This is a genomic window from Rothia sp. SD9660Na (assembly GCF_030064065.1).
Classification (GTDB): domain Bacteria; phylum Actinomycetota; class Actinomycetes; order Actinomycetales; family Micrococcaceae; genus Rothia.
This window is the reverse complement of record NZ_CP125946.1, coordinates 255,411-282,210: the sequence shown is the minus strand read 5'-3', so window position 1 is coordinate 282,210 and position 26,800 is coordinate 255,411. Positions and strand designations below refer to the sequence as shown.

Annotated in this window: 29 protein-coding genes and 2 tRNA genes; 11 read left to right on the top strand and 20 right to left on the bottom strand. The window is 60.9% G+C overall.

What is annotated here, in order from left to right; all coding sequences use genetic code 11:
- Window positions 1-70: 70 nt before the first annotated feature.
- The 7 genes from upp to QM007_RS01450 form a co-directional block, all read right to left on the bottom strand.
- Complete coding sequence (upp, locus tag QM007_RS01480; RefSeq protein ID WP_283490244.1) at window positions 71-709, bottom strand: uracil phosphoribosyltransferase; 639 nt, start codon at window positions 707-709, stop codon at window positions 71-73.
- Between the two features lie 181 nt (window positions 710-890).
- Window positions 891-981: transfer RNA gene (locus QM007_RS01475), tRNA-Ser, on the bottom strand.
- Between the two features lie 65 nt (window positions 982-1,046).
- Window positions 1,047-1,700 carry a TetR/AcrR family transcriptional regulator gene (locus tag QM007_RS01470; protein WP_283490243.1) on the bottom strand — a complete coding sequence of 218 codons (654 nt, stop codon included), beginning with the start codon at window positions 1,698-1,700 and terminating at the stop codon, window positions 1,047-1,049.
- Window positions 1,701-1,807: 107 nt separating this feature from the next.
- Window positions 1,808-2,296 (bottom strand): tRNA adenosine(34) deaminase TadA, encoded by a 489-nt coding sequence (tadA, locus tag QM007_RS01465; RefSeq protein WP_283490242.1) that lies wholly within the window; start codon window positions 2,294-2,296, stop codon window positions 1,808-1,810.
- A gap of 18 nt (window positions 2,297-2,314) precedes the next feature.
- Window positions 2,315-4,528, bottom strand: coding sequence for a RecQ family ATP-dependent DNA helicase (locus tag QM007_RS01460; RefSeq protein WP_283490241.1), 2,214 nt, complete (start codon window positions 4,526-4,528; stop codon window positions 2,315-2,317).
- A complete protein-coding gene (locus tag QM007_RS01455; protein ID WP_283490240.1) occupies window positions 4,528-5,265 on the bottom strand; it encodes a hypothetical protein in 738 nt (245 codons plus the stop codon). The genes QM007_RS01460 and QM007_RS01455 overlap by 1 nt, the downstream gene beginning before the upstream one ends.
- A 70-nt stretch (window positions 5,266-5,335) precedes the next feature.
- Window positions 5,336-5,842, bottom strand: coding sequence for an asparaginase domain-containing protein (locus tag QM007_RS01450; protein WP_283490239.1), 507 nt, complete (start codon window positions 5,840-5,842; stop codon window positions 5,336-5,338).
- Between the two features lie 448 nt (window positions 5,843-6,290).
- Here QM007_RS01450 and QM007_RS01445 point away from each other — a divergent pair, with 448 nt between their 5' ends.
- The 3 genes from QM007_RS01445 to QM007_RS01435 all read left to right on the top strand — a co-directional run bounded on the left by QM007_RS01445 (window position 6,291) and on the right by QM007_RS01435 (window position 8,599).
- On the top strand, window positions 6,291-7,007 hold the full coding sequence (locus QM007_RS01445) for a hypothetical protein (protein ID WP_283490238.1): 717 nt from the start codon (window positions 6,291-6,293) through the stop codon (window positions 7,005-7,007).
- A 30-nt stretch (window positions 7,008-7,037) separates the two neighbouring features.
- Window positions 7,038-7,610: a hypothetical protein gene (locus tag QM007_RS01440; protein WP_283490237.1), complete on the top strand. Its 573-nt coding sequence runs from the start codon at window positions 7,038-7,040 to the stop codon at window positions 7,608-7,610.
- A gap of 146 nt (window positions 7,611-7,756) precedes the next feature.
- The gene (locus QM007_RS01435) at window positions 7,757-8,599 is read left to right on the top strand and encodes a sulfurtransferase (protein ID WP_283490236.1); all 843 of its coding nucleotides are present in this window, start codon (window positions 7,757-7,759) and stop codon (window positions 8,597-8,599) included.
- Window positions 8,600-8,601: 2 nt separating this feature from the next.
- Here the strand turns inward: QM007_RS01435 and QM007_RS01430 are convergent, their stop codons facing one another.
- The 3 genes from QM007_RS01430 to QM007_RS01420 form a co-directional block, all read right to left on the bottom strand.
- The gene (locus QM007_RS01430; protein WP_283490974.1) at window positions 8,602-8,859 is read right to left on the bottom strand and encodes a 3-hydroxyacyl-CoA dehydrogenase family protein; all 258 of its coding nucleotides are present in this window, start codon (window positions 8,857-8,859) and stop codon (window positions 8,602-8,604) included.
- Between the two features lie 34 nt (window positions 8,860-8,893).
- Window positions 8,894-9,283: a 3-hydroxyacyl-CoA dehydrogenase NAD-binding domain-containing protein gene (locus QM007_RS01425; protein ID WP_283490973.1), complete on the bottom strand. Its 390-nt coding sequence runs from the start codon at window positions 9,281-9,283 to the stop codon at window positions 8,894-8,896.
- A gap of 69 nt (window positions 9,284-9,352) precedes the next feature.
- The gene (locus tag QM007_RS01420) at window positions 9,353-9,502 is read right to left on the bottom strand and encodes a hypothetical protein (protein WP_283490235.1); all 150 of its coding nucleotides are present in this window, start codon (window positions 9,500-9,502) and stop codon (window positions 9,353-9,355) included.
- A 355-nt stretch (window positions 9,503-9,857) separates the two neighbouring features.
- Between QM007_RS01420 and QM007_RS01415 the strand changes: the two genes are divergently transcribed.
- Window positions 9,858-10,514, top strand: a complete 657-nt coding sequence (locus tag QM007_RS01415; protein ID WP_283490234.1) for a hypothetical protein — start codon at window positions 9,858-9,860, stop codon at window positions 10,512-10,514.
- A gap of 229 nt (window positions 10,515-10,743) precedes the next feature.
- On the opposite strand, the gene QM007_RS01410 is transcribed toward QM007_RS01415, so the two are convergent.
- Window positions 10,744-10,816, bottom strand: a tRNA-Lys gene (locus QM007_RS01410).
- 106 nt (window positions 10,817-10,922) lie between these two features.
- Between QM007_RS01410 and QM007_RS01405 the strand changes: the two genes are divergently transcribed.
- The 5 genes from QM007_RS01405 (at window position 10,923) to QM007_RS01385 (ending at window position 15,465) form a co-directional block, all read left to right on the top strand.
- Window positions 10,923-11,117: a hypothetical protein gene (locus tag QM007_RS01405; RefSeq protein WP_283490233.1), complete on the top strand. Its 195-nt coding sequence runs from the start codon at window positions 10,923-10,925 to the stop codon at window positions 11,115-11,117.
- A 38-nt stretch (window positions 11,118-11,155) separates the two neighbouring features.
- On the top strand, window positions 11,156-11,866 hold the full coding sequence (locus QM007_RS01400; protein WP_283490232.1) for a histone acetyltransferase: 711 nt from the start codon (window positions 11,156-11,158) through the stop codon (window positions 11,864-11,866).
- A gap of 348 nt (window positions 11,867-12,214) precedes the next feature.
- The gene (locus tag QM007_RS01395) at window positions 12,215-12,832 is read left to right on the top strand and encodes a DUF47 domain-containing protein (protein ID WP_283490231.1); all 618 of its coding nucleotides are present in this window, start codon (window positions 12,215-12,217) and stop codon (window positions 12,830-12,832) included.
- Entirely contained in the window at window positions 12,832-13,842 is a 1,011-nt protein-coding gene (locus tag QM007_RS01390; RefSeq protein ID WP_283490230.1) for an inorganic phosphate transporter, read from the top strand. Before QM007_RS01395 ends, QM007_RS01390 begins: the two co-directional genes overlap by 1 nt.
- Window positions 13,843-13,980: 138 nt before the next feature.
- Window positions 13,981-15,465 carry a polysaccharide pyruvyl transferase family protein gene (locus QM007_RS01385; protein WP_283490229.1) on the top strand — a complete coding sequence of 495 codons (1,485 nt, stop codon included), beginning with the start codon at window positions 13,981-13,983 and terminating at the stop codon, window positions 15,463-15,465.
- A 209-nt stretch (window positions 15,466-15,674) separates the two neighbouring features.
- Here QM007_RS01385 and pstB read toward each other — a convergent pair whose 3' ends face one another.
- The 4 genes from pstB to QM007_RS01365 all read right to left on the bottom strand — a co-directional run bounded on the left by pstB (window position 15,675) and on the right by QM007_RS01365 (window position 19,772).
- Window positions 15,675-16,454 carry a phosphate ABC transporter ATP-binding protein PstB gene (gene pstB / locus QM007_RS01380; RefSeq protein ID WP_283490228.1) on the bottom strand — a complete coding sequence of 260 codons (780 nt, stop codon included), beginning with the start codon at window positions 16,452-16,454 and terminating at the stop codon, window positions 15,675-15,677.
- A 60-nt stretch (window positions 16,455-16,514) separates the two neighbouring features.
- Complete coding sequence (pstA, locus tag QM007_RS01375) at window positions 16,515-17,612, bottom strand: phosphate ABC transporter permease PstA (RefSeq protein ID WP_283490227.1); 1,098 nt, start codon at window positions 17,610-17,612, stop codon at window positions 16,515-16,517.
- Window positions 17,612-18,580, bottom strand: coding sequence for a phosphate ABC transporter permease subunit PstC (pstC, locus tag QM007_RS01370; protein WP_283490226.1), 969 nt, complete (start codon window positions 18,578-18,580; stop codon window positions 17,612-17,614). Before pstC ends, pstA begins: the two co-directional genes overlap by 1 nt.
- An 82-nt stretch (window positions 18,581-18,662) precedes the next feature.
- Window positions 18,663-19,772 carry a phosphate ABC transporter substrate-binding protein PstS gene (locus QM007_RS01365; protein WP_283490225.1) on the bottom strand — a complete coding sequence of 370 codons (1,110 nt, stop codon included), beginning with the start codon at window positions 19,770-19,772 and terminating at the stop codon, window positions 18,663-18,665.
- 217 nt (window positions 19,773-19,989) lie between these two features.
- Here QM007_RS01365 and QM007_RS01360 point away from each other — a divergent pair, with 217 nt between their 5' ends.
- The gene (locus QM007_RS01360) at window positions 19,990-21,474 is read left to right on the top strand and encodes an FUSC family protein (RefSeq protein WP_283490224.1); all 1,485 of its coding nucleotides are present in this window, start codon (window positions 19,990-19,992) and stop codon (window positions 21,472-21,474) included.
- On the opposite strand, the gene radA is transcribed toward QM007_RS01360, so the two are convergent.
- From radA to QM007_RS01345, 3 genes are all read right to left on the bottom strand, one after another.
- Entirely contained in the window at window positions 21,471-22,874 is a 1,404-nt protein-coding gene (gene radA, locus QM007_RS01355) for a DNA repair protein RadA (RefSeq protein WP_283490223.1), read from the bottom strand. The two genes, QM007_RS01360 and radA, sit on opposite strands and share 4 nt — an antisense overlap.
- Before the next feature lie 63 nt (window positions 22,875-22,937).
- The gene (disA, locus tag QM007_RS01350; protein ID WP_135011581.1) at window positions 22,938-24,005 is read right to left on the bottom strand and encodes a DNA integrity scanning diadenylate cyclase DisA; all 1,068 of its coding nucleotides are present in this window, start codon (window positions 24,003-24,005) and stop codon (window positions 22,938-22,940) included.
- A 95-nt stretch (window positions 24,006-24,100) separates the two neighbouring features.
- Window positions 24,101-24,883 carry a hypothetical protein gene (locus QM007_RS01345; RefSeq protein WP_283490222.1) on the bottom strand — a complete coding sequence of 261 codons (783 nt, stop codon included), beginning with the start codon at window positions 24,881-24,883 and terminating at the stop codon, window positions 24,101-24,103.
- A 164-nt stretch (window positions 24,884-25,047) separates the two neighbouring features.
- On the opposite strand from QM007_RS01345, the gene QM007_RS01340 reads away from it, so the two are divergent.
- The gene (locus tag QM007_RS01340; RefSeq protein ID WP_283490972.1) at window positions 25,048-25,935 is read left to right on the top strand and encodes an HhH-GPD family protein; all 888 of its coding nucleotides are present in this window, start codon (window positions 25,048-25,050) and stop codon (window positions 25,933-25,935) included.
- Here QM007_RS01340 and QM007_RS01335 read toward each other — a convergent pair.
- On the bottom strand, window positions 25,932-26,231 hold the full coding sequence (locus QM007_RS01335; protein WP_283490221.1) for a hypothetical protein: 300 nt from the start codon (window positions 26,229-26,231) through the stop codon (window positions 25,932-25,934). The two genes, QM007_RS01340 and QM007_RS01335, sit on opposite strands and share 4 nt — an antisense overlap.
- Window positions 26,225-26,692 (bottom strand): hypothetical protein, encoded by a 468-nt coding sequence (locus QM007_RS01330; protein ID WP_283490220.1) that lies wholly within the window; start codon window positions 26,690-26,692, stop codon window positions 26,225-26,227. The genes QM007_RS01335 and QM007_RS01330 overlap by 7 nt, the downstream gene beginning before the upstream one ends.
- Window positions 26,693-26,800 lie beyond the last annotated feature (108 nt).

Genomic DNA, 26,800 nt, shown 5'->3' with positions numbered 1-26,800 from the left:
CCCCTACAAAAACAGGGGCAGCCCGCCGTCTGGCGAGCTGCCCCTAGGCTAAGGCAGTGAGCTAAAATCCCTACTCAGCGACCCCGTATAGGCGGTCACCTGCGTCGCCCAGACCGGGCACAATGTAGGCCTTCTCATTGAGGCGCTCGTCCTGGGCAGCCAGGAAGAGGTCGACGTTCTCAAGGCCGTCAACGCCCTTCTCAAGGGCCTCAATACCCTCAGGGGCACCCAGCACGCACACGCAGGTGATATGCTCAGCACCGCGAGCGCGCAGGAACTTGATGGACTCAATCAGGGTGCCACCGGTTGCCAGCATGGGGTCAAGCACGTAAACCTGACGTCCGGTGAGATCCTCAGGGAGACGCTCGGCGTAGGTGACGATATCCAGGGTTTCCTCATTGCGGGCCATACCCAGGAAGCCCACCTCAGCGGTAGGAATCAGGCGAGTCATGCCCTCCAGCATGCCCAGGCCGGCACGCAGAATCGGCACAATCAGGGGACGGGGATTGGCGATGTGGGAGCCAACAGTGGTAGCAACCGGGGTTTCGACCTCGCGCGGCTCAACGCGAATCTCGCGGGTAGCCTCGTAAGCCAGAAGGGTGACCAGCTCGTCAACAAGCTGGCGAAAAATCGGGGAGGGTGTGTCCTTATCGCGAAGAACGGTAATTTTGTGGTCAACCAGGGGGTGGTCCAGAACTTTAATACGCATAGTTAAAAGCTACCACTGGCCGTCAGCCCGGAAAGAGTTGGAGGGCAAATGAGTATCACAGGGGTATCACCGCTTGACATGTTTATGTCAGATTTATGTCAAATTTATGTGGCGGGGCCTTTTTGGGCACGAAAAAACCCGCCCCCTCTAGCTCTCACTAGGGGAAACGGGTTTTTACCTGTGGCGGTGACGGAGGGATTTGAACCCTCGGTACGGGGTTACCGTACACAACATTTCGAGTGTTGCACCTTCGGCCGCTCGGACACGTCACCAAACTCTGGAAATTTTACCCTAGATACCCTGGTCACTCAACTCAGTGGGGACAGTAGGCAGGGCTCTAGCCCTGAATGTAGCCGTCGATAGTGAGCATAGCCAGCTCGGCCCCCTCGTCGGGGGTACGCTCAGCTCCGTGGCGGGTTTCGTCCATAGAGAGCATGAAGACCGCACCAAAGATAATGAGGGAAACCCCCTCGATCGAGCGGTCTGTGCGCACAGTGTAGCGGGTAGCCAGGCGGCTAATGAGCTCACGGATAAAGCGCATAATATCGGCGCGAATCAAATCGGTGGTGGGCGACCAGTCGGCACCGGCGCGCCAGAGTTCTGAAACCCAGAGCCGCGCGAAGCCGGGGTGCTCGCTCAGGTAGATAATGGCGGCGTGTAGGGCACTGCGCAGGGCTTCTCGGGGGTCGTCGTGGTTGCTGGCAACCGTGGTCATCTCAGCCAGCAGCAGCTTGGCACCGTACTGCAGGAGCTGGTCAATCATGGTCTTCTTTGACCCGAAATTGTAGTAGACCGTGCCCTTTGAGACCCCGGCCCTCTCCGCGATGTCTTCCACGGTAGTGGCGGTGGGGCCACCCTCGCTCATGATGTCCATGGCTGCTTCAAAGAGCTTGAGCTGGGTCTTATTGGTGCGTCCGGGGCGGCGTGTGCTCGCCTCTACCACCGGTGTTTGGTGTGCGTAGACGACCGTTTCTGCCTGCTGCGCGGCCATACCCTCCCCCTTACGGTATTTGAAAAAATGATGTTTCTTTTTCAAAGATACATGATGACGGGGTGGGGCAGGCAGTTTTCTGCCGCGCGTTTGAGGGGCAATTTGGTCTAGGAGCGATGTTTTCTAAAGAAAGTAGTCAGGAGCTCGGCGCACTCGCTCGCAAGCACCCCAGGGTAGACCTCTACCCAGTGGTTGACTTTGCGGTCGCGCAGCACGTCATAGACGCTCCCAGCAGCCCCTGTTTTTTCTTCCCAGGCCCCCATCACAACGGTGGGCAGGCGGGCCAGCAGGGTAGCCCCGGCGCACATGAGGCAGGGTTCGAGGGTGACCACCAGGGTACAGCCCTCTAGCCGCCAGCTCCCCAGGTGTTCGGCGGCCTGCCGAATCGCGATAACCTCGGCATGGGCGGTGGGGTCGGCATCGGCCTCGCGCCGGTTGTAGCCGCGCCCGATGACCTGCCCGGCGGCGTCCACAACCACCGCACCAATGGGCACATCGTCGCTGGCTAGGGCCAGCTTTGCCTGGTCGATGGCCTGGCGCATGAGGGCTTCGTGCTGAGGGTTGCGCGGACGCGTGGGCAGGGCGGATCGGGGCATGGTTCCTTCGGCGCGTGCTTAGTGGGTGATGGCCAGGGCGTAGGGCAGGACGGCGGTCGCACCGGCTACTCGCAGGGTACGGGCGGTGACGGTGGTTGACCAACGAGAGTCAATCCTATCGGTGACAACGAGAACCGGGCCCGGGTTGGTCGCCAGGTAGTCTGCCGCCGCCGGGGGCAGACGGTAGGCGTTTAGCACCCCGGCACAGCGGAAGACGCTGTTACCGCCGAAGTGGGCGGGGGCGTCCGCCAATTCAAAATCACCAAGGTCGGCCAGGCGTCCGGCTGCGGCGATACCGCGAGCCAGTGAGGACGCCAACTGCGGACGCACCGGTGAGGGCAGCCCAATAACGGCGGCCGGGCGCTCCTCCCAGCCCCATTCAGCCAGCACCTGCAGGCTGGCTCGGCCCAAGTCGGCGGGGACGGGGCCGTCTACAGCCTGCCCATCAGAGCCGGGGGCGAAAATTTCGCGCAGGCGGTTGCCCCAGCCTAGGTCGGTCAGGCGGCCGAGGGCCCGGCCCTCACTGGCGCATTCAGCCTCAGCGATCTTGCCACGCAGGGGTTTGCCGGTGCCCTCGTGCACGGCGTGAGGTACCAATCGGTCGAGGCCCGTGGGCCACATGCCGCGCGGCTCAATGGGTAAACCCACACGGGCGAGGGCTGAGCCGGCCTGCTCGGTTAGGGCCGGGTTGAAGCCGGTGGGGTACCAGGGGCCGGCGCACACGTCGCAGATGCTACAGGGGCGGGCTGTGGTGTCGTCTAGTTCGCTGGCGAGGAAGACCATGCGGCAAGTGTCGGTGTGCTGGTAGGCCAGCATGGCGTCCTGTTCGCGCTGGCGGGCCTGGCGTACCCGGGCGTAGCGCGGGGCGTCATAGTACCAAGGGTTACCGGTGGCAACCCAGCCGCGGGAGCCGCGTTCCACGGCACCTTCTACAGCCAGGACTTTGAGAAGCAAATCCAGCGAAGATCGCTTCACATCTACCCGGGTTTCAAGCGCGGGTACGGTGAGTTCTTGCCCTGCGGCGGTTGCCTCAGCCAGGGCTGCCAGTACAGCTCCGGTGTTTTCCTCGGTGGGCATGGAGGCGGTGGCAAAGTAGTCCCAGATTTCCCTATCTTCACTGCCGGGCAGTAGGAGCACATCGGCCTTGATCGCACCGCGCCCGGCTCGGCCCACCTGCTGGTAGTAGGCGACAGCGCTGGAGGGAGCACCCAGGTGCACCACAAACCCCAGGTCAGGCTTGTCAAAGCCCATCCCCAGGGCGCTGGTAGCGACCAGGGCTTTGACCCGGTTTTCTTTGAGGGCGTTTTCTGCTTCGCGACGTTCATCGGGGTCAGTTTTACCGCTGTAGGCCAACACATCGTAGCCCGCTGCCCGCAGGGTGATAGCGGTATCTTCGGCCGCTGAAACGGTCAGGGTATAGATAATGCCAGAGCCCGGCAGGCTGCCAAGGTGGGTAGCTAGCCAGCCCAGGCGGTCACTGGCGGTAGGCAGGGTAAGGACGCCCAGGCGCAGCGAGTCGCGAGACAGCGGCCCGCGCAGGATAAAAACATCATCGGCACTTCCCTGCTCACGCGCGCCAAGCTGCTCGGCGACGTCCTGCACCACCCGCTCGTTGGCGGTGGCGGTGGTTGCCAGCACGGGGACGCCGGTGGGCAGGGCCGCAATCAGGTCGCGGATGCGGCGGTAGTCGGGGCGGAAGTCGTGGCCCCAGTCAGAGATGCAGTGGGCCTCGTCAATGACCAGCAGGCCGCAGGTACGTACCAGCTCAGGTAGCCACTCGGACCGGAAGGCCGGGTTGTTGAGGCGCTCAGGGCCCACCAGTAGAACGTCGAGTTCACCGGCAGCCAGTTGGGCGCGCACGGCGTCCCACTCGGTCACGTTCGACGAGTTGACCATAGCTGCCCGCACCCCGGCGCGGGCAGCGGCCTCTACCTGGTCGCGCATGAGGGCCAGCAGGGGCGAGACGATGAGGGCAGGGCCACTCCCCCGCCTGCGCAGGAGCAGGGCGGAGAGGAAGTAGACCGCCGACTTACCCCAGCCAGTTCGCTGGATTACCAGGGCCCGGCGGCGCTGCTGCACCAGGGCCTCAATAGCCTCGAACTGGCCGGGATGGAAGGCGGCGGCGGGGTTGCCAGTCAGGCGGGCGAGGAGCTCGGCAGCCTCAGCCCGCAGGCTCCCGGGCGAAAGGACGCCGCCCGCGGCCGGGTCTGACTGCTGTTGGGGCAGGAGCACTATCGCTGGCCCCGGTCAGCGCCCACGTAGGCCTGCTGCAGCTTCCACTGCTGGTAGGCCTTAATCTGACGCATGTAGGTTGAAACGGGACTCCTCCAGACGAAGACCAAAAAGACGATAGCTAGCACGCCAGCAAGCAGACCTACCAGCATGGTCCAGTGGAAGACCAGAAGCAGGGTCAGCGCACCCATGAGCAGGTTGAGAATCTGGATGCTCGCCACGACGGTCAGAACGATACGGGCCCAGTTGTGGCCCTTGTTCATCATGATGGTGAAGAAAACGAGCAGGGCAGACCAGATAAGACCAAAGACCAACCCCATAATGAGACCGGCGGTGACGAAACCGGTATCTGCGCTCGCAGATAGCTCAGCCTCCGCCGCAGCGAAGTCTTCTTCGGTCATCATCCCGCTGAAGAGGGAAAGGATGCTGTTGCTCGTTGCCTGCTGAATCTCCTGGTAGAAGATAGTGCCCAGAATAGACCCCAGAACGCCCAGGCCGATCATCACGTACATGATAAGGCTGGCGGTTTTGAGGGCCTGCGGGCGCTCAGGGGCATCCATGTGGGCGGGGAGGCCCTGGCCGTAGGCCTGGGCATAGCCAGCGTAGGCGCCCTGCTCAGTGTAGTAGCCGGGCTGGGTTGCCGAATAGGCCGGGGGCTGGGCCTGATTGGGGTAGGCAGGGGGCTGCTGGGGCTGGTAGTTACCGGTGGTGTTGTCGTTGCCGGGGTACTGGCTCACGGGGTCCTCCTGGTCAGTGGACGGTCGGTTTGTTTTAAGCCTACCGACCGTTCGCCCAACTCACCAGGGTTTACGCGATTTCGAAGATGCCGCGGGCCCGGTCCTTTTTCACGGAGAAGGCGGGGAAGATGCGGCCGCTCATTGAAATGTAGACGCCGGGTTCGAGCAGGTTGAGGGCGGCGACGGCTGCGCCCAGGTTGAAGCTGGCATCGGACTTCCGCATAGATGCCGGCTGCATAGCACCGGTGAGCACAACTACCTTGTTGCCGAGGGTGGCGTTGGCTTCGAGGTAGCGGGCGGTTTCGGGCATGGTGTCGGTGCCGTGGGTGATAATGATGCGGTCGTTCTGCACGGCATTGAGGGCCTCGGTCAGCACGGCGCGGTCGGCATCAACCATGTCGAGGCTGTCGAGCTTGAGCACGCTTTGCACCTCAAAAGCGGTGTCGGTGAGCACGTAACTGAGCAGCTCGGGTACTGAGGGTTCGCCGATTTCGAGTTCACCGGCGACGGAGTAGACCTTGTCGAAGGTTCCGCCGGTGGTCAGGATGGTCACGGTCTCTGCGTTGCTGATGGGCATGGCTTCCTTGAGGGTTTGCGGGGTTTTGTTTCTAAGTCTAGTGGAGGGGCAGGCGGACGCCCGTGGTCGGCTCAGTGGGCGGAATTGGGACTTCCTGCCCCCGATTTAATTCGCTCATGGCGAACATGGGCAAGAGAGCACTCCGTAAACGCAGGGTAAACAAGAGGGAAAGTAAGGTGGGACACAAAATTTTACCCCGAAAGCGTCAAGTCTATACAACCTTAAAGTCGTCACAACTTTAAGGGACAAACCAGCCCCTTTTTAAAGAAAAACCAGCAATATTTCAAACACTAAATAAACCCGCCCACCACCAAAGTCAAGACCCCGCACCCACCCCAAGCAAGGGCGTCCTAACCTGCGATATAAGCGCGCCAAAACCCGCCCCTAGAATGACCCATAAGCCCCCCAGGGGCCCACCCACACACCACCTGACCCTAGGAGCAAAACCATGAAGCTCGCACCTAAAGTAGCAGCAACCCTCTCAGCAGCTGCACTGGCCTTCTCCATGGCGTCCGCACCCGCCAGCGCCGCCGACACTACCGACGCAGGCTCCGGTACCATCATCAACACCTACCCCGATACCCCGGCCCTGAACGCCACCCTGCCCATTGTGGAGACCTACCACAAGAGCGACTCCCTCAAGGCCAACATCCTCAACGCCCGCCCCGTCTGCAACGCCTGGGAAGACTACCGCACCGTGGTCTACAAGGTTACAGACAACTTCACCCCCGTCGGTACCATCTCAACCACCAACAGCACCTCAGCACCCGTCAACCTCACCCAGAACCTCTCCAAGACCCAGACCGTCACCATGAGCGTCAACGGGTCAAAGACCGAAACCGCCTCCTTCAACCTGGGCGGCACCCAGAACCTCGATAAGGGCAGCATCAACGCCGGCATCGCCTACTCCATCGCCAAGACCGTAGGCGGCGACGCCTCCTACTCCCTCTCCTGGAGCGTCGGCCAGACCATCGGCCCCTACGAAGTACCCGCAGGCTACACAGGCGAAGCTACCTACGGCTTCCGCACCATCGCCATGACCGGCACCCAGCAGTACTGCATGCTCAACGGCACCTGGTCCAACCCCGTCGCCTGGCGCGCCAACGTCCCCATCAAGAACCAGGTCACCGTCAAGCTCTACAGCAACCCCGCTGACTCCTACTAAACCGCCCTGTCTTTGAGAGAAGGTACAACCATGCAGACCGCTATCACCCGCCGCACCGCCCTCACCTCCCTAGCTCTGGGCACCGCCTCCCTGGCCTTTGCCTCAACCGCAGCCCGAGCCACCACCCCCGCCTACGACCTTGAGCCCGTCCTCACCGTCTCATCCTGGAAGGCTGAAGGCTACGCCGGCCTGGTCGCCCTGCGCCTCAAAAACGTGGGCACTGAGCGCTACTACGGCGACTTCCCCGTGGTCTCCTTCCGCATCGACGTGAAGACCGCCTCGGGCCCCACCGGCGTTGACCGTCTAATCACCCCCGGCTGGTTCAACGGCGCCTACACCCGCGACCTGGGTTTTAACGCAGCAACCTCAACCCGCAGCTTCCTGGTCACCCTAGCCAACCCCATCAAGGCCGGTAAAACCCAGCTGGTTGCCAACCTCAACTTCGGTGACGGCCTCACCTCAGAGGGCCGCCTGCGCAACTACATCACCGTCACCCAGGTCGGCCGTATCGCCGGCGATACCTCAACCGGTAACGACCAGAACCGCGATTCCCGAGACATCACCCTGACCGATACCGGCCGCAAGGCAAGCGGCATCTTCTAAGCCGCCCGGCCCCCAGGCCTCGGCTACCCGGCTTACTGCGCCCCGGCGTCCTTCTGCTCCCCGCATGAGGACGCCGGGGCGCAGCCTTTCGCAGGTAGCGGCAGAGTCAGTAGCATGGGAGGGTAACAATCCCCCGTGAAAGGCTGATGATGCCCGAAACTTCCACCATTAACCTGCGCTTCCCCATCGTGGGAGCCCAGTGGCTGGCAGCCAATATTGCCGCCCCCAACCTGGTCATTCTGGACGCCTCCGTCGGCGAGTTCGCCGGTGCCAGCACCGGCATACCCGGTGCCCGCCGCTTTGATATCGACGGCGAATTCAGCGCCCCCGAGGGCGTACACACCATGCTGAGCACCGAGGACTTTGAAGCTAAGGTTCGTGCTCTCGGCATCAGCAAGGACGCCGCCATCGTGGTTTACGACCGCCAGGGCATGTTCTCTGCCGCCCGCGGCTGGTTCATGTTTGTGGCTATGGGGCACGATAACGTCGCCGTGCTCGACGGGGGCCTGCCTGCCTGGGAGGCAGCCGGTTTCAACCAGCTCCCCCTTAACGAGGGGCCTTTTACTCCCGGTTCATTCGTGGCAGAAGACCGCGGTCTCTTCGTTGACGCCCTGACCACCAAAGCCTTTGCTGAACGTGAGGACGCCGCCGTCATCGATGCCCGCAGCGCCGAACGTTTTGCCGGCACAGCGCCCGAACCCCGCCCGGGCCTGCGAGCTGGACATATTCCCGGCTCCGTTAACCTGCCCTTCACCTCCCTGCTCGATGAGCAGGGGCGTTTCCGGGCTCCCGAAGAGGTCAAGGCTGCCGTTGACGCCGTCGCCGGGGATGCTGAGACCCTTATCTTCTCGTGTGGCTCCGGCGTGACTGCCTGCATTGACGCCCTGGCAGCCTACGTTTCGGGCTATACCGAACTGGCCGTCTACGACGGCTCCTGGGCCGAATGGGGCGCAGAAGACCCTGCCGGTCTGCGCCCCGTTGAGAGATAGCGCTACTGGTCGAAGTTTTCGGTCCAGTAGTCGTTAGCACCGGTGATGTTGCCGTCCTCGTCATAAAGGTAGAAGCCCTTGCGGTCGGCAACGCCGCTGAAGCCGTCTTCTAGAGCTTCTTTGAGTTTGGCACCGAACTCGCGCACGGTGGCGTCCTCGCTGGCCGAGGCGATGTGGGAGGCTACGTTGAAGCCTACGGTGTCATAGGCAGCGAAGGGGCCTGCCTCGGTACCGGTAGCGATGGTCCAGGCCTTATCGATTTCTTCAGGGGTGCCTACGCCATTGACGTAGAGCTTAGCGCCGGCATCCAGCCAGGGAGTTCAGCAGGTAGCCGGGCTGTTCCTCGCGGACGTAGACGGAAACCATGCCGGTTTCTTCGGCGTAGCGGATGGCGTCTTTGATGTTCTCTTCATCGGTCTTGGCGGTGCCCATAATCTCTGCGGTGTTGCGGATCCAGACGCGGTTGGCGTAGTGGATAGCCAGGAAGCGGTCGGTGTGGCCGCTGGCGTCTGCAAAGTCAGAGGGCAGTAGGGACGAGGTGTTGGTAGCGAGTAGGGTGCGCTCGTCAGCCAGCTCCCCTACCTTAGCCCAGGTTTCGCGCTTGAGGTCGAGGTTTTCAGGCACAGCCTCGATAACGATATCAGCGTTGCTGACCGCTTCTTTGAGGTCACTGGTGGGGACGATGCGGGCGATGGCTTCGTCGAACTTCTCGGGGGTGTAGTCGGGAAGGTCTTGTTCGTAGCCCTGACGGATTCAGGCCCAGCGGTCGGAGAGCTTATCGAGGGCTTCGGGGAAGGGATCGTAGGCAAAGACCTTCTTGCCGTGCCAGGCCGCCTGCATGATGATTTGGGACCCCAGGACGCCGGTGCTTAGAACGGCTATGGTGTTGAATTCGCGTGACATGCTCACCTTCTCCTTTGAAGTGGTATTTCATTGATGTAACAGACACCACGCCCACCCCACCAAAAGAGAAACTTTACAAAGAAAATATTAAGGGGTATGCCAGGCGCCTCACTGCATGACCTGCAGTAAAAAGAACCCCGCCTGACCTGTTTTACCAAGCCAAGCGGGGTTTTCTTGTGCACCCTGTGGGGCTCGAACCCACGACCCACGGATTAAAAATTCTTGGCCAGCCTACCTAAAGAAACTCAGCGGGGTTCAAAGAATCTTAGACTGCCTTGAAAAACAGTAACCCCGGCGATCTGCAAGAGCAGGGATCGTTCCGGGGTTTTCATCCTCAACTATAATGCTAAGAACCATGGGAAACAAGAAGGTATCAGTCGAAGAGTTAGAGGTGTGGTTCTCCGAGCCTAGACTTCACAGATACAGGATGTATAGGAATCCGGAGCAGGTCTACCACTGGAATGCTCATATCACCAAGGAACTCTTAGTTGACATCGGCCACCTCGAAATCCTACTGCGAAATGCAGTAGACAGAGCCCTCCGCCAAGATGACAGATACGGCAAATACTGGTTTCAAAACCCTGCTCTACCGCTGAGTAATCAAGCCAAGAAAAGCGTAGACAAGGCAGTAGAACGCGCTACGAGACGTGGCACCAAGCCCCTAGAGGCTGGTCGGGTCATTGCAGAGCTACCCTTTGATTTCTGGAGATACCTGTTCTCCAAGTACTACCAAGCAACGGTCTGGCCAAAGTTTGGTGCTCGCCTTTCGAGAAAGGTTAGCAGAGTCGAGTTTGAGCGCCATCTCAACTTTGTGTATATCAACCGCAATCGTTTTTCCCACCATGAACCAGTCATCAAGGGAAGCCACGAGGATGATCTCGCATATGTTCAGAGTCTATTGGCTTCTATCTATTTTTTAGCATCTCTTATCTCAGACAATACTTCCTTGTGGATTCGACAGAATTCATCTGTAGATGAGAGGTTAGGGAATCATCCAGATGCCAACTCGTGAGGGCCACGCACAAACTATCGCTGCTTATTCTGAGCGTGCTCAAGAATATGCAACGGTGTTAGGGCATCTTAAAACGCCCCGGCCTGGTACTGGTCTAGATGCTCGCCCGCATGGCGCAATAGTTGCACAAAAGATAACCCCTGAGAGGGGAGATCTTTAGAAATCAACAGGCCATTAGACCCAAGGTAAATAAAGAGCCCCGCAGGCTATACCAGCGGGGCTTGTTGTGTGCGCCCTGTGGGGCTCGAACCCACGACCCACGGATTAAAAGTCCGATGCTCTACCAACTGAGCTAAAGGCGCATCCACTGAGTAAACTCAGCGCCTTCCACTATACACCCCGTGACGCAAAGCTCCAAAAACCCGGCCGCAACGGGCGTCCGCGCCGCTGCCGTGCTCTAATAGCTGTGTGACCGCCCTACTGAATAGCCCCCTCACCCACTACGCCGCCGCCCTCCTGCTCTTCGTTGGCCTCACCGCGGCCCTGCTCGCAGCCCAGCTACAGATTGCCGTCCTCGCAGGCCAAACCCTGGCCGGGACCATCGCAGCCCTCCTGCACGCAAGCGTCATCATGCGCACCCCAGTTTTACCTCTCAGCGCATAACCTTTCCCTCTTTCCTCAGCAGTTCTACACTGGTAGGCATGCCTTCTGACGCCCGCTTTCACCGCCCCGTCCGCCTCTCCACCGAAAAGTTTGAACGCTACCAGGGGGCAAGCAGCCCAGAAGACCTGGCTGCTGCCGCCCAGGCGTCCGCCCGCGCCCTGCTAGCCCGCGGACGCGCCAACGAAGACCCCTCCGTCACCAAGCGCCTGGTGCACTACACCGACGAGTTCGGTATCGAAGCCGTAGCTGAACTCTGGTCGCAGGCAGCCCCAGTGACCGTTGCCGGGGCCCTCTGGCGTATCTATGCCCTGCGCGGCGTCATTCGTGCTAATTCCCAGCTCATGAGCCACTACTACGAGCGCGGAATGCACTCCAGCTACCTGGCTCAGGCCCTGGCCGGGGTGCCCTCGCCGCCTACCGCCGACGAAATCTGTGCCACCGTCGACGCTATTCTGGCAGGCGCCTACACCGGCGACTTCGACGTCGCCCTCAACCGCTTTGCGGCTTTCTGCCGCGTGCTGGCTTTGGGGCAGGACGACGTTGCCCTCGAGCTGAGGCACGGCCAGCGGGTCTCGCCCCGCGGCGGGCACCCCGATGAAGTGGCCGAGCTGCACGCCCCCTCAGCCGAGGTGCGCGATGAGGCCGCTGTGCGGGCCGTCCGCCTACGAACCGCTGCCCGCAAACTCACCGGAACCGCCCGCGAGCTCGAAGAAGCTGCCCTCAATTGGCGGGCAGGAACCCTCAACTAAAGGCCGCGACAGCGCCTCCCCGACAGGCAAAATAGCCAGGAGCGCCACCCGGGGTTGACACCGCTGGCGAACAGGAGAATGATGGATACCAAGATGTCAGGCTGCTAATAGGTAGCCCCGGGCTCCAAATCTTTAGCCGCTTCGAGCGGCCTTCCGCCGAGAGGCGCTCCCAGCCTGACATCGCTAAACTTCATACCGCACTTGCCGGGCTCCGCTTCCCTTTCCACGAGGCAGGTAGCCCGGCTTTTGCGTCCGCCCGCAATTCAGGCGAGCGCCACCCCGTTAACCTTGGCGCGGTACCATAAACTCAGCACCTGCCCACACGCCCACACCCAGGAGAGCTGGCCCATGCTCCAACGCATGTTCCCCCAAGAAAACACCTCACTGACCGCCCTTGCCGCGCTCTCAGAACAGGTCACCGGAGCAGCTGCCCTGCTCTCAGAAATGGTGGGCTCCCCCGAAGACCGCTACCCGGAACTTTTGGAACGCACTCTCACCCACGAGGCCGCAACCCTCGATATGCTGCACACCACCATGACCGCGGTGCGCAGCTCTTTCTCAACCCCTATTCCCCGCGAAGATATCTATACCCTGGCTGTTTCACTCAACAACGTCGTTGAAAAGCTCACCTCAGCAGCCAACATTCTGCACCTCTACCACATCGTACGTTTCTCGCCCAAGGCAGCGACCCTGCTCGACCTTATCCAACGCCAGGCAGTGCTCACAACCGAAATCATCCCCAAACTCAGCACCCTGCGTGATCTGGACGACTACTGGATCACCATGCTCCGCATCGCCAAGCAGGCCGTTCGCATTGCCGAAGAATACGATGCAGATATCCAGGACCGCTACAAGCAGACCCGCTACCTGCAGACCACCCGCTTCGTACACAAGCTCATCGAAGCGTCCGAAGCCATGCGCACCGTCGCCACCGAAATCGGCCGCATCATCGTGCAGGAATCCTAGTGACCCTCGCTCTCTTTGCCCTCAGCTGCCTAGCCCTGATTGCCTTCACCTTCGTTACGGGCTTTCACGACGCCCCCAACGCCACCGCCATACCCGTCAAAACCAGGGCACTCACCCCTAAAATAGCCCTGCGCACCAGCGCCCTCTTCAACGCTATCGGCATGGCCATCACGGGTATTATGCTGGGCTCCGTCACCACCCACTGGCTAACCGTGCCCCACAACAACACCGGCCTGGGGCTCATTCTTACAGCCCTCATCTCAGCTATTATCTGGGGCATTATTACCTGGTGGTTCCGTATTCCTTCCTCCTCCACCCACGCCCTCATCGGGGGCCTTGCCGGTGCCGCCTGGGCCGCCCGCGCCACCGACCTAGGCACCTCCACCCCTTTCTCTGAGCCCCTCGCGACCTTCCTTTTTGTGCCCCTTATCCTGGCCCCCATCGTCCTTTTCGTGCTCGCCTGGGCAGCGGTTTTCCCCTTCTACGGCCTGCTCCAACGCTCCTACCCCTCCACCGTCAACCGCTTCTCCCGCAGCGTGCTGTCCCTCGCCAACTCCCTCATCTCCCTCATCCACGGCATTCAAACCGGGCAACGAGCCGTCGTTATTTACGCCGTGCTTTTGCTTTCTGCAGGACTCAAAGTTCACCCCACCACCTACATCATCTCCGCCCTCTTCCTTGCCATGGTGCTGGGCTTCGGCACAGCCCGGGGTAGCTCCCGCATCGGCTACACCTTCGCCCACCAAATGGTTAAAGTTGACCCCTTCCGCGGGGCAGTAGCCCAAAGCTCAACAGCCCTGGCTATGGTGCTCTTGCAGTTCTTCCTCAACACCCCAGTCTCGTCCTCCCATATGGCAGCCTCCGCGGTACTCGGCTCAGGAGTCAACCAGCGCTTCGCCGCAGTGCGCCACAAAATCGTGCTCCGCATCATTCTCACCTGGTTTATCACCATGCCAGCCTGTTTTCTGCTCGCCGCTGTTCTCTTCCTGGCACTCTCCCCCCTGCTGTAGCGCTCCCGCCGTAAACAATGCGAGACTAGACTGTATATAAGAAACCACTCGCACCACCTCAAAGCTGCCCACCAGGCATGGGCACTCAGGGCGCTCCCCCGTAGCGCGCCTAGGCTTTGTGAAAGGAAACCGCTAATCATGCCTCGCATTCTTGTGCTCGCAGACCTAGGGCAGTCTGTGTACCACGTTGGCGACGAAGCTATGGGCATCGCAACCGCCGCTGAGCTGACCCGCCGTGGCTACGAAGTCTATATCGCTACCCGCTCTGTTGAGCACTCCCAGGCCTACATTGGTTCCGCTACTGGCTACATTAAAACCCTCGAATTCCCCTGGCCCCCTGCAGAGCGCGAAATTTTTTTGGGCAACCTCAAGGCCTACCTCGCCGGTGACAATGCCCGCCCTGAAATAGCTGATTTCGTGCGCCAAGTGGCCGACATGGACGGCATCGTGATCGCCGGTGGCGGTAATATGAACTCAACCTACGGTTGGCTCCTGTACGAGCGGGCAGCCTATGCACTCATCGCCCGTCAGCATGAGATTCCCCTGGTGATTTCTGGCCAGTCGGTGGGGCCGGTACTTACAGAGGCCGATGCCGATACCATGCGCGATATGCTTTCTTCTGCCCAGCTTGTGGGTATGCGGGAAAAATCCTCCTATACCTGGGCTACCCAGCAGGGCATTCAAGCCCACCTGATTGTGGATGACGCCACCTTCTACCAGCATCAGAAGCGCTCCCTACCGGGCCGTCCGGTCGTTGATCTGCCCGAACACTACATTTGCGCTACTTTCTCAGGTCTCGCCCCGGGGCAGACCCGGGTCATCGGTCAGCTGCTTGACGATATGCACCGCGAATACGGCCTACGCACCGTTTTCCTACCCCATATGGGTGAGCCCCTCACCGATCAGGGAGACGTAGCGGTCCACGCTGAGATCGCCTCGCACATGTTCTCTCACCCCGTGCAGCTGCCCATGGTGCACGCGGACGACGCCGTGCAGGTTCACCGCGGTGCCTTCATCGCGGTATCTACCCGCTACCACCCCGGCGTCTTCTCACTCTCAGCAGGCGTTCCCTTTGTTGCCCTACTACCAGATGCCTTCACCGATATGCGAGTACGCGGCATGATGGAACAGTACGGGGCTGAAAACTACGCTATCCCTCTGGCTCTGCTTAACTCTGATGCACCTGCCGAGGCCCTACACGAAGTGATCCAACTCCGCAATGAGCTCTCTGAGACCTTGCTGGCGCGAGCCAAGCAGCTGCGCGGTTTCTCCGCCAGCTGGTGGGACGCCGCCTCCCACGTCCTCCTGCACGGGGCAGGGCAGGCTGCCCCGGCCGTCCGCGAGCTGGGTAACACCCCCACCATCTTTACCGGTGAGTGGAACATAACCAACCTGCTGGTACGCGACGATATTGCCGAGATTTCACTGGCTGCTGCCCGTGCCAGCGCAGAGACCGACCGGGCCCTCTCCTGGGACTACCAGCGTCTACTCCAGCGTGACCGGGCCCAGGCCCGAGCAGATGAGCTAGAGCGTCGCAACGCTGAGCTGGCCGACTCCCTGATTGAAGCAGAAGAGAACGCCACCCTGCGCGGCTGGATGCGCCGCAAGATGCGCGGCGAGTAGTCAAGCGCTGCCAGGCAAACCGTACCACGGGATAAGCCGGGGTTCCACACTAAAAAGCCGCCCGACCCCGTCCTTTCCAGCAGCGAAAGGAGTTAGGGGGCCGGGCGGCACACACATTCCCATGGTGTTCCCTCATCCGCACAGCTACGGGTGAGGGAAGTTTTGTTATGCCCGCCCCAAGGGCGGGCCGCTAGAGCGAGGGGCTAGGCTTAGCCGAAGCGACCAGAGACATAGTCTTCGGTGGCCTTCTGGCTAGGGTTGTTGAAGATTTCCTGGGTGGGGGCGTACTCGATGAGCTTGCCGGGTTTGCCGGTGCCCGCAATGTTGAAAAAGGCGGTCTTGTCTGAGACACGGGCTGCCTGCTGCATATTGTGGGTCACGATGACGACGGTGAAGTTTTCCTTGAGTTCGTTGATGAGGTCTTCAACGGCCAGGGTTGAGATGGGGTCGAGAGCGGAGCAGGGCTCGTCCATGAGAATCACGTCGGGCTTAACCGCGATGGAACGGGCGATACATAGACGCTGCTGCTGGCCACCGGAGAGGCCGGAGCCGGGCTTGTCGAGGCGGTCCTTGACCTCGTTCCAGAGGTTAGCACCGCGCAGGGAGGATTCGACCAGCTCATCTGCGTCGGTCTTGGAGATCTTGCGGTTGTTGAGCTTAACACCTGCCAGCACGTTCTCGCGAATGGACATGGTGGGGAAGGGGTTGGGGCGCTGGAAGACCATACCGATTTGGGAGCGGACAACCACGGGGTCAACGCCCTTATCGTAGAGGTTTTCGCCGTCGAGCAGCACTTTACCTTCAACACGAGCGCCGGGGATTACCTCGTGCATGCGGTTGAGAGTGCGCAGGAAGGTTGACTTGCCGCAACCTGAGGGGCCAATGAAGGCGGTGACTGTGCGGGGCTCGATTTCCATGGAGATATCTTCTACCGCGAGGAAGTCGCCGTAGTACACGTTCAGGTTTTCAACGTCGATACGCTTTGACATGGAGTTTTCCTTTTTCTAAAAGTCTTGGGTGCCGGGCGATGCTCGTAGGCGTATCGCGGTTTATCGGCCGGTCTTGGGGGCGAAGATCTTGGCGATAGTACGGGCAATGAGGTTCAGTACCATCACGATGATGATTAGGATGAGCGCGGCGGCCCAGGCGCGGGTCTCGGAGACGGAGGCGGCGGTGGGGCTGGTGGGCGTCATGATCTGGTAGTAGATGTAGGTGGGCAGGGTTGCCATCCAGCCGCTGAAGGCGTTCCAGTTGATAGAGGTGACGAAACCTGCGGTGACCAGAATCGGCGCGGTTTCACCGATGACGCGGGCAATCGCCAGGGTCACGCCCGATGCGATGCCCGAGATAGCGGTGGGGATAACGACCTTCATGATGGTACGCCATTTACGGACGCCCAGGGCGTAGGAGGCCTCGCGCAGTTCATTGGGCACGATACGCAGCATTTCTTCGGCGTTACGCACCACGGTGGGGATCATGAGGACGGACAGGGCGACCGCAGCAACCAGGCCCATGCGGTTCATGGGGTTGCCCGATACCAGGGCGAAGAAAGAGGCCGCGAAGAGACCCGCTACGATGGAGGGGATGCCGGTCATGACGTCCACGAAGAAGGTAATGGCCTTGGAGAGCCACTTACCCTGGCCGTATTCCACCAGGTAGATAGCGGTGAGCAGGCCGATGGGGACCGAGATGACGGTCGCCAGTAGGGTAATTTCGAGGGTACCGATGATGGCGTGGTAGATACCGCCAAGCACGGGGCCTTCGCCTGCGGCAGCAGCGTTGTCGTGTACGCCGGTGACGCCCTTCATGGAGGTGCTCAGGAAGTTACCTGATAGGCCGGGGATACCCTTGGCGAGTACGGTGTAGAGCACCGAGACCAGGGGGATGAGGGCGATGAGGAAGGTGCCGTAGACCAGGTAGCGGGCGAAGGCGTCCTGGCCCTTGCGCTTGCCTTCGAAGGAGGTGACGGCGAGGGGGCCGACAATCACGAAGATGATGCCTGCAAAGAGGGCGAAGGTTGCGATAGAGAAGCTGGTGAGGGCGCTGGCGGCGGCGCCCAGAATCAGGGAGCCTGCACCGACAGCCAGGGGCAGCCACTTGGGGGCCTGGCGGCTGGCGAAACGGGATGAGGTGGTAGCTACAGACATTAGTTGGCTCCTGAGAAATCCTTGTAGCGGGCCACGATCATGCGGGCCAGGATGTTGACGATGAGGGTGATGACGAAGAGCACCAGACCTGCGGCGATCAGCTCTGACATACGCAGGCCGTAGGCCTCGGGGAAGTTGAGGGCAATCTCTGAGGCGAAGGTCTGGTTACCGGACTTGATGATGGAGGCGGTCAGCGGGCCGGACGCCAGCACCAGGGTCACTGCCATGGTTTCACCGAGGGCGCGGCCTAGGGCCAGCATGACAGAGGAGACGATGCCGGTGCGGGCGAAGGGGAAGACGGTCATGCGAATCATCTCCCAGCGGGTGGCACCCAGACCTAGTGCTGCTTCTTCCTGCAGGGTGGGGGTCTGGATGAAGATTTCGCGGCACATGGAGGTGATAATGGGCAGGATCATGATGCCCAGGACGATTCCCGCGGTCAGAATGGTCTTACCGGTCTGGGAGGCGGGGCCCTCGAAAATCGGGATGAAGCCCAGGTAGGTGGCGAGCCAGTCGTAGAAGGGTACGATCTTGGGGGCTAGTACCGAAGCACCCCAGGCACCGAAGATAACGGAGGGGATAGCGGCCAGCAGGTCGATGATGTAGCCGATGCCCTTAGCCAGCTTGCGGGGGGCGTAGTGGGAGATGAACAGAGCTACGCCGATGCCGATAGGGGTTGCTAGGAGCAGGGCGATGGTCGAGGCGATGAGGGTACCGATAGTCAGCGGGATGATGTACTGAATGAAGCTGCCGCTGGTTAGGTCTGCGGGGTCTGCGGTGAAAACCGGCAGGGCCTGGGCGACCAGGAAGATAGCGACAGCTGCCAGAACAACGAGAATGAGGATGCCGGCGCCGAGGGAGATACCCGAGAAGATTTTATCTGCTGCCGGGTTTCCTACGTCGGGAAGATCCTTAGTTTTCGCGCGGGCGCTGCTGGTGCCCGGCTGCGGCGCTGTTGTGGTTGACATGGGAATGTGAAACCTTTGTCGTTTGACGCATTTCAAGGTGCGACCGGGTGGGAAACCTGGCCGCACCTTGATGTACGCGGTGTTACTGGGTAACGGTGATGGAGTCGATAGCCTTCTGGGCATCAGCGATGAGCGCGCTGGTCAGGGGAGCTGAGTGGGCTGCGTCAGCGGCGTCCTTCTGGCCCTGCTCGGAGACTACGTAGTTCTCGTAGGCCTTGACCAGGGTGACGTCGTCCTCAGATGAGTAGCCGGAGCAGACGATGTGGTAGGAGACCAGCACGACGGGGTAGGCGGTGGAGTCCTCGGGGGTGCGGTTGATGTTGATTGCCATGTCGTTCTCGTTCATGCCGCCGACGCGCTCTGAGAGTTCAACGGTCTTGGCAGCGGCATCTGCTGACAGTTCAACGTAGGAGTCGCCAACCTTGACGTTGACTTTGCCCAGGTCGCCGATGGCTGAGGCGTCAGCGTAGGTGATAGCGCCTTCGGTGGATGAGGTGGTGGAGACGACGCCGGAGGTGCCCTTGTTGGATTCACCGGCGTACTGTGAGGGCCAGTTACCGTCAGGTTCTACATCCCAAGCACCGTTGGAGGCTGCCGCCAGGTACTCGGTGAAGTTTTCGGTGGTACCTGAGTCATCGGAGCGGTGAACCACGGTGATGTTGGTGTCGGGCAGCTCTACGCCGGTGTTCTGTTCTGCGATGGCAGCGTCGTTCCAGGTGGTAATTTCGCCCTTGAAAATCTTGGCGATGGTTTCGCCGTCCAGGTTCAGGGAGTCAACGCCGGGCAGCTTGAAGGCGATAGCAACGGGTGAGATGTAGACGGGGATGTTGATGGCACCGCCGTCACCGCAGACCTCCTTGGACTGTTCCCATTCCTCGGTCTTGAGGGCACGGTCTGAGCCTGCGAACTTGGCACCGCCTGCGAGCAGGGCTTCGCGGCCTGCACCGGAGCCGTCCGGTGAGTACTGGACGGTGCCGCCCAGGTTGGCGAAACCGGTTTCCCAGGCGGTGATGGCGGCCTGCTGGGACGAGGCGCCGACGCCGGTCAGAGGGGTGGAGGGCAGGGAGGCTACGCTAGAGCCTGCGTCTGAAGAGGTCGCGGTACCGGTTGCGTTGTCTGAACCGCAAGCGGTGAATGCGAGTGCGCCTACAGCTGCAAGTGAGCCCCAACGAGCAAGTGACTTAGCCTTCACAGGTGACTTCCTTAGAGGTTGTGTGCCCTGTTCTGCCTCGGTTAGTGAACTGTGGTGAGGCGGTGAACAGGTGGGAACGGTGTCTAACGCATCTGACTTTAGGGGCGTTAGGTAGCAGGTGGGCTAGCAGTGGGTGAACGGTGAGTGAACGGTGAGCGCACAGTTAGGGTTAAGGACGCCGGTGGTCGGCTTCCGGGGCGGGGCTAGAATGGTGGGTATGGGTTTTGGTCAGCAGGTTGAGAGTTTAAAAAAACGAGCCCAGGATCATAGTCGCCTGGGTTGGAAGCGCATGAAGGATGGCTTTTTTCAGTCTCTTCAGATTGTGGTCTCGGGTATCGGGGCCTATCTTTTTGCAGAGAAGGTTCTGGGGCATACCGAACCGATTTTTGCGGCGACCGCTGCCATTGTTTCTCTGGGCTACATCACCGGCGCTACCCATGCCCGCCGTATCCTTGAGGTTTCGTTTGGCGTAACCCTGGGTATTTTGATGGGCGACATGATGATGTTGGCCCTGGGTCGGGGCATCTGGCAGGCAGGGCTTGTGATGTTTCTGTCGATTATGCTGGCCCGTTTTTTGGATAACGGTATTCTTTTTACGATTCAGATGGGTCTGCAGTCCTGCCTGGTAGTCTTGCTGCCACCGAATATTGACGGGCCCTTTGCCCGCAGTTTAGACGGCATTGTTGGTGGCCTATGTGCTTTTTTGCTCATGTTCCTCTTTCCCAAGGATCCCCGCCGTACCCCGCGTGAGAACGCTAAAACCATGATGGGCTCTTTTGCTGGGGTCTTCCGCGATGCAGGTGAAGCGATGGAGCACTACGACGGCAAGGAGGCCTGGCATGCTCTGGCCTCTGCTCGCCGTCTGCAGCCGCTCTATAACACCTGTGAGAAGGACATTATTACGTCAAAGGGCATGGCCCAGCTGGCCTGGACGGGGCGGTCACATATGAAGGAGCTTGACCGCTACTCACAGACCCTGGGCAAGATTGATTACGCTATCCGCAACACCCGGGTGCTCAACCGCAGGTTGGCCTCAACCATCAATAATGTGCAGATTTCGCAGGAGGCTATCACTTCCATCGCTGAGGCACTCAAGAGCATTGGTGATGCGGTGGAGGTTCTGGGTGAGGGAATGTCTGCCCCCGAGGCGAGCGTCCGCACTGAGCAGAAGATGAAGGCCCGCCGTGATCTCTCGCAGCTGGCTGGCCGCCTGGAGCCGCACATGATGGGTGTGCGCACCATGGAGGCTGAGGCCCTGGTGCTGATGCTCCGCCCCCTGGTGGTTGATCTTTTAGAGGCTTCGGGCCTGACCCACCAGCAGGCGGTAGACATGCTGGTGCCCCTGGGGGATTCCATGACGGAGCACGCCCCCACCACAACCATGCTGCCGGTGCAGGCAAATGCGGACGCCGGTGGGCAGCAGGGTTCCCGCCGGCAGCGGGTGGAGCAGAAGCACCGGGACGATACCCGCCAGCTCACCACGGTACTTCGCGCGAAAGACCGGGCTCCGATTCGGGAAATCCGCGAAGCCTCAGTACGTGACCCCCGCAGTATGCCTGCCGTTCCTGCAGCCGGAGATGCCGCCGCAACGGCGTCCGCCCAGATGCTCGACAGCGCGGCGAGGGTTGAAAAGCAGCAGGCCCTGAATACAGCCCAGCTAACCGTGATTGAGCAGAACCTCAAGAAGGAGAAGGGCAACTAGCCTTGGCCGGGGAAGAGCAGGGCCAGGGCCTCCCCCAGTGAGGCGACCTCGCGTACCGACACCCCGGCGGGTACATCGCCCACACCAGCCGGTGAGGCAGGCACAATCACGTGAGTAAAGCCCAGTCGCCCGACCTCGGCGATACGCTGGCGGATGCCGGGAACAGCTCGTACCTCACCAGCTAGCCCGACTTCGCCAAAGACCGCCAGCTTGCGGGGCAGGGGCTTATCTTGGGCGGCGGAGGCCAGGGCGATGACACAGGCCAGGTCGGCGGACGGCTCAGAAATCTTAGCCCCACCCACGGTTGAGATATAGCAGTCTAGCTTGCCCACGTTGAACCCGGCCCGTTTCTGGAGCACAGCCAACAGCATAGAGATACGGGAGCTATCGAGGCCACTGGTAGTACGGCGGGGCTGCGGGGTGGCACTGGTATCGAGCAGGGCCTGAACTTCGGCAAGGAGCGGACGGCGGCCCTCCATGGTAACGGTGACGCAGGTGCCCGAGACCGGGTGCGGAGTGCGGGAGACAAAGAGGCCCGAGGGATCGGTGACGGGGGCGATGCCGTCCTCGTGCATATCGAAACAGCCCACCTCGTCGGTGGGGCCAAAGCGGTTCTTGATAGCCCGCAGCATACGAATAGGGGTATGCTTATCGCCCTCGAACTGGCAGACCACATCGACCAGGTGCTCCAGCAGGCGGGGGCCAGCGATAGCGCCCTCTTTCGTCACGTGGCCCACCAGCAGGGTGCACATGTTGCGGCGTTTAGCGGCAGCAATCAATGAGGCGGCAACCTCTCGCACCTGGGTGACGCCGCCGGCGCTCCCCTCGACCTCAGATGAGGCCAAGGTTTGTACAGAGTCCACAATCAGCAAGTCGGGGTTGACCTGTTCGATATGGGCCAGAGCGGTGCCGAGATCGGTTTCGCTGGTCAGGTAGAGAGTATCGGCTAGTGCCCCGATGCGGTCGGCGCGGAGCTTGACCTGGGCAGCTGACTCTTCGCCGGTTACATAGAGAACATTGTGGGGCTTTCCCGTTGACTCCCCGCGGGCAAAGGTAGCGGCTACATCGAGCAGCAGGGTGGACTTACCGACGCCCGGTTCACCGGCCATAAGAATAACGGCTCCTGGCACCAGGCCACCGCCCAAGACACGGTCGAACTCCGGGTTACAGGTGCTCATGTACTGAGCAACGGTGGAATCAACCCGCCCAATGGGCTGGGCTGGCGTTTGCACGCTCGATGCCACGGTAGTTTTAGCGGCAACCGGCCCGACGGTTTCTTCTACAGTGCCCCAAGACTGGCATTCCCCGCAGCGCCCCACCCATTTAGCGGTGGTCCAGCCGCATTCGGTGCAGCGGTAGGCGTTAGCGGAACGTGAGCGGGTTGTTTTACGGGTAGCCATACCACCAGCATAAGGCCGGTGGCTGACACTTTAAGCACGGGCCTTAAAACCGTAGGTCAAAGACTACATAAATCTCTCAAGGAGCGAACTTTCGGCCATGCGAGAGAGAGATTCTCGAATCACGCGGGCGCGCTGTTCACCGATGCCCTCAACGGCCCGCAGGTCATCGAGGCTGGCAGCCATGAGCGACTGTAGGCCGTCAAAGCGGTCGACCAGGCGGTCAGCAACCGCTCCCGGCATGGACTTGATACCGGCCAGCAGGCGGTGGCCGTGGGGGTGCAGGGGGGCGTCCAGTTCCTCGCCCAGCCCCGCGGTGCGGGCGATGGTCAGGGGGTCAACGATTTCCTTATCGTCAAGCTGGGCCAGAGCGTCCACAGCAGCCTGGAGGTCTTCGGGGCTGGTGTCTGCGGGCAAGTAATCGCGCAGCACCACCCAGGTGGCGGGCAGGTCGTGGGTGGTCAGTTCTTCAAGCTGCAGAGCAACCAGGCGGCCCACGTTGCCCAGCTCCACCACGTAGTGGCCCGCCTCAACGGTAATTCTGCGGACCATTTCCATACGCTGTAGGGTGCTAGCTACATCGCGCAGGGTTACGTTGGCTTCGATTTCGAGGGAAGACAGCTGGTGGAGCACCTGCTCTAGGCGTTCGGTGTAGCTATCGAGAGTGCGGATAGCCTGGTTAGCGCGGCTCATGAGCGACTGGGTGTCTTCAACCGTGTAGCGGATCCCCTCGGTATAGACCGAAATCAGGGACATAGACGCGCTCACCGCGATGACGGGGAAGCCGGTTTGTTTTGCCACACGCTCTGCGGTGCGGTGGCGGGTACCCGACTCATTGGTGTCGATGGACGGGTCGGGCAACAGCTGCACACCGGCTGCCAGCAGGGTGGAAGCGTCCTTGTCGCAAACAATCGCGCCGTCCATCTTGGCGAGCTCCCGCACACGGGTGGCAGAGAATTCGGTGTTGATAGCAAATCCGCCCGAGGACATCTGTGCTACAGTCCTATCGCTGCCCAGCACGATGAGCGCACCGGTGCGGCCGCGCAAGATACGCTCCAGCCCCTCGCGCAGTTCTGTACCGGGGGCGATTTGGGCAATTGTTTTCAGCAGGGATTCACTATAAACCGTTAGCACTCCACCAATTTTAGTGCACAGAGGAGCTAGAAACGGCACCGCCCCGGCACGCGCAGGGCGAGCCGGGGCGGTAGCGGTCTGTGGGGCTAGGGGTCTTAGCCGGTGACGATGATACGGACGGGCTGTGAGGCCACACCGTTGACGGTTGCGGTTGCCCAGTAGTAGCCGGGCTGGATGGTTGCTGCGGTGTTGCAGCCCAGGACGTTGAGGGAGCGGTTCCAGGTCAGGGCGGTGGTGTTGGTGGCACCGGCGGCAACTTCGGCGTCGGCTACGGGGTTGGCGTAACACTGGGCGTAGTTGTAGACCTGGGCGGGGCCGGAGGTGATGTTAACGTCTACGTTGTTAACGCCGCCGGTCACGATGCAGGGGTTACCCGAGGTGTTGGTGTAGGTAACGGCCAGGGCAGGGTTCTGGCCCGCTGCGTAGCTGTTGCGGTCGGCGGTCAGGCTTACCTGCAGGTCGGCTGCGGTGCAGGCTGCCACCACGGCCTCGGTGGGTGAGGCGGACGCAGTGGGTTCAGCTGATTCGGTAGCTTCAGCAGACTCGGTAGGTTCGGCTGATTCGCTAGCCTCTGCGCTCTCGCTAGCGGTTGCTGATTCACTGGCTTCGGCTGAGGCCGATTCACTGGCTTCAGCGCTTTCTGAGGGGGTAGCTGATTCGGTGGCGCGCTGACTAAAGTCGCTGAAGGCTTCGGCGCTGGTTGAGGTGCTTGCGGTGGCGGTTGCGTTATCGGAGCTGTTACCGCGCCCTGCTAGCCAGCTAATCAGGCCGATAATGAGGAGCAGAACGAGAACCAGGATGAGGAGGGCAACAATGCGGCGGCGGCGGTAGACCTCGGGTGAGACTTCTTCCACCTGTGAATCAACGTTTTCAGACATACATCTAGAGTACCTTTTTCTATGCCACCTGCGGAACTTTTGGGCTGTGTTCGTCCTCTTGGTTATAGGTGTTTTAGAGTGTTAGAGTGTCTTTTACTTTGCCGCTGAGCCAGCTCACTCCCCAGGAACTTGAAAACCTGCACACCGAGATTAACGGGTGGTACATGGAGTACCGCCGCGATTTGCCCTGGCGTACCGGGAGTAATACGCCCTGGGAGGTGATGGTCAGCGAGTTTATGCTGCAACAGACTCCGGTCAAGCGGGTCTTACCGGTGTGGGAAACCTGGTTGGAGCGTTGGCCTACTCCCGCTGATTTGGCGGCTGAAGATTCGGGCGAGGCTGTGCGTGCCTGGGGACGCCTGGGCTACCCCCGCAGGGCACTTCGCCTACACGCTGCGGCGCAGGCTATCGTTCAGAAGCACGGTGGCCAAGTACCCGGCAGCTACGAGGAGCTGCTGGCTTTACCCGGTGTAGGTTCATATACCGCTGCGGCTATATCTGTGTTTGCCTTTGGGGCGCGGGCCACGGTGATTGATACCAATATCCGTCGGGTCCACGCCCGCCTTATCTCGGGCAAGGCGCTGCCGGCTAAGGCGCTTACGGCTGCCGAAACCCGCTTAGCCGACGAGCTCATGCCTGCTGACCTGGCGGCGTCCTGCCTGTGGAATGTATCGGTCATGGAGCTAGGGGCTCTCATCTGCACCGCTAAAGCCCCGAGCTGCGAGCGCTGCCCGGTGGTGGATTCCTGCGCCTGGGTCGCGGCAGGACGCCCCGAGGCCGACTATGTGCCTAAGGGCCAGGCGTGGGCCGGTACCGACCGTCAGTTGCGCGGTGCCATGATGGGCGTGCTACGCGCCGCCCAGGAACCCGTGCCGACCCAGTTACTGACCAGTGTGGGGCGGGCAGATATTGTTGTTCCCGAGGGCCTTGTTCCTGCTGTTGCGAAGCTGCGGGCGCTCACTCCTCCGCCGGAGCAGGTTGAGCGTTGCTTCTCGGGGCTCCTGGCGGACGGCCTCGCCCGACAGGTTGAGGGCGGTAGGGTCAGCCTTTAGCCGAAGCTCACGGTCGTTGCACTGCCCCAGAAAATCGCTGCGAAGGGGATAACCACTCCGGCAATGAAGGAGAAGAAGAAGTAGCCTCGTTTGAAGACCCCGTGCTGGCGGGGGTAGCGCACCCCGTTAGCGTATGTGCCTGCGATGAGCAGAATAAGGGACAAAAGTTGGGCAGAGGGAACAAGGAGCACAAAAACCAGCACCGGGTACCAGGGCTGGGCAAAGAAGCCTGGCCGGTAGTTGAGGTAGACCTGACGGCCGGTGGTGTCGTAGTGGGTGTCTGTTCTCTTTAGCATGTCAGTCTCGCTTCTGCGGTGCCCTCGCTGTCAATGGAGAAGTTCACGCAACGGGTGTAGCCATAGCTGTTGAGGCTGGTGCGGTTGAACTCCCGCACCACCGATACCCGGGCTGCAGGCCCCTTTTCTTCCCATATCTCAGGCTCCCTGTCGTAGACCGAGTTATCGCCAAGCAGGGAGAAGCTGGATGAGGTGTAGGTGAGGTTGCTCAGGTAGGTGATGGCGGAGCCGTCGGTGCACCATCCCAGGGAGAAAACCGTGGTGGTCAGCTCAGAACCCAGCAGGTTTTCTTCTGTCACCGGTGTGCTCACCTGCCAGCACTGATGGTCTGCATAGAGGGCCGCTTCTTTTTCAGTGATTTTATCGCGGGTTGACCCCGTCACCAGGTTGCTGACGCTCCAGGAGTTCACCGATACAAGTAGGGCACCGTCATTATTCTGCATGTGGTTCCAGTTCTTCATTTGCTGGCTAGAAACAAGCCAACCCAGCGCAAGGGGCAGAATAACCAGCACGGCGGTACATACCCGCCCTAACACGATGGTGTGATGCCTCGTTTTCACCGTTCTCCC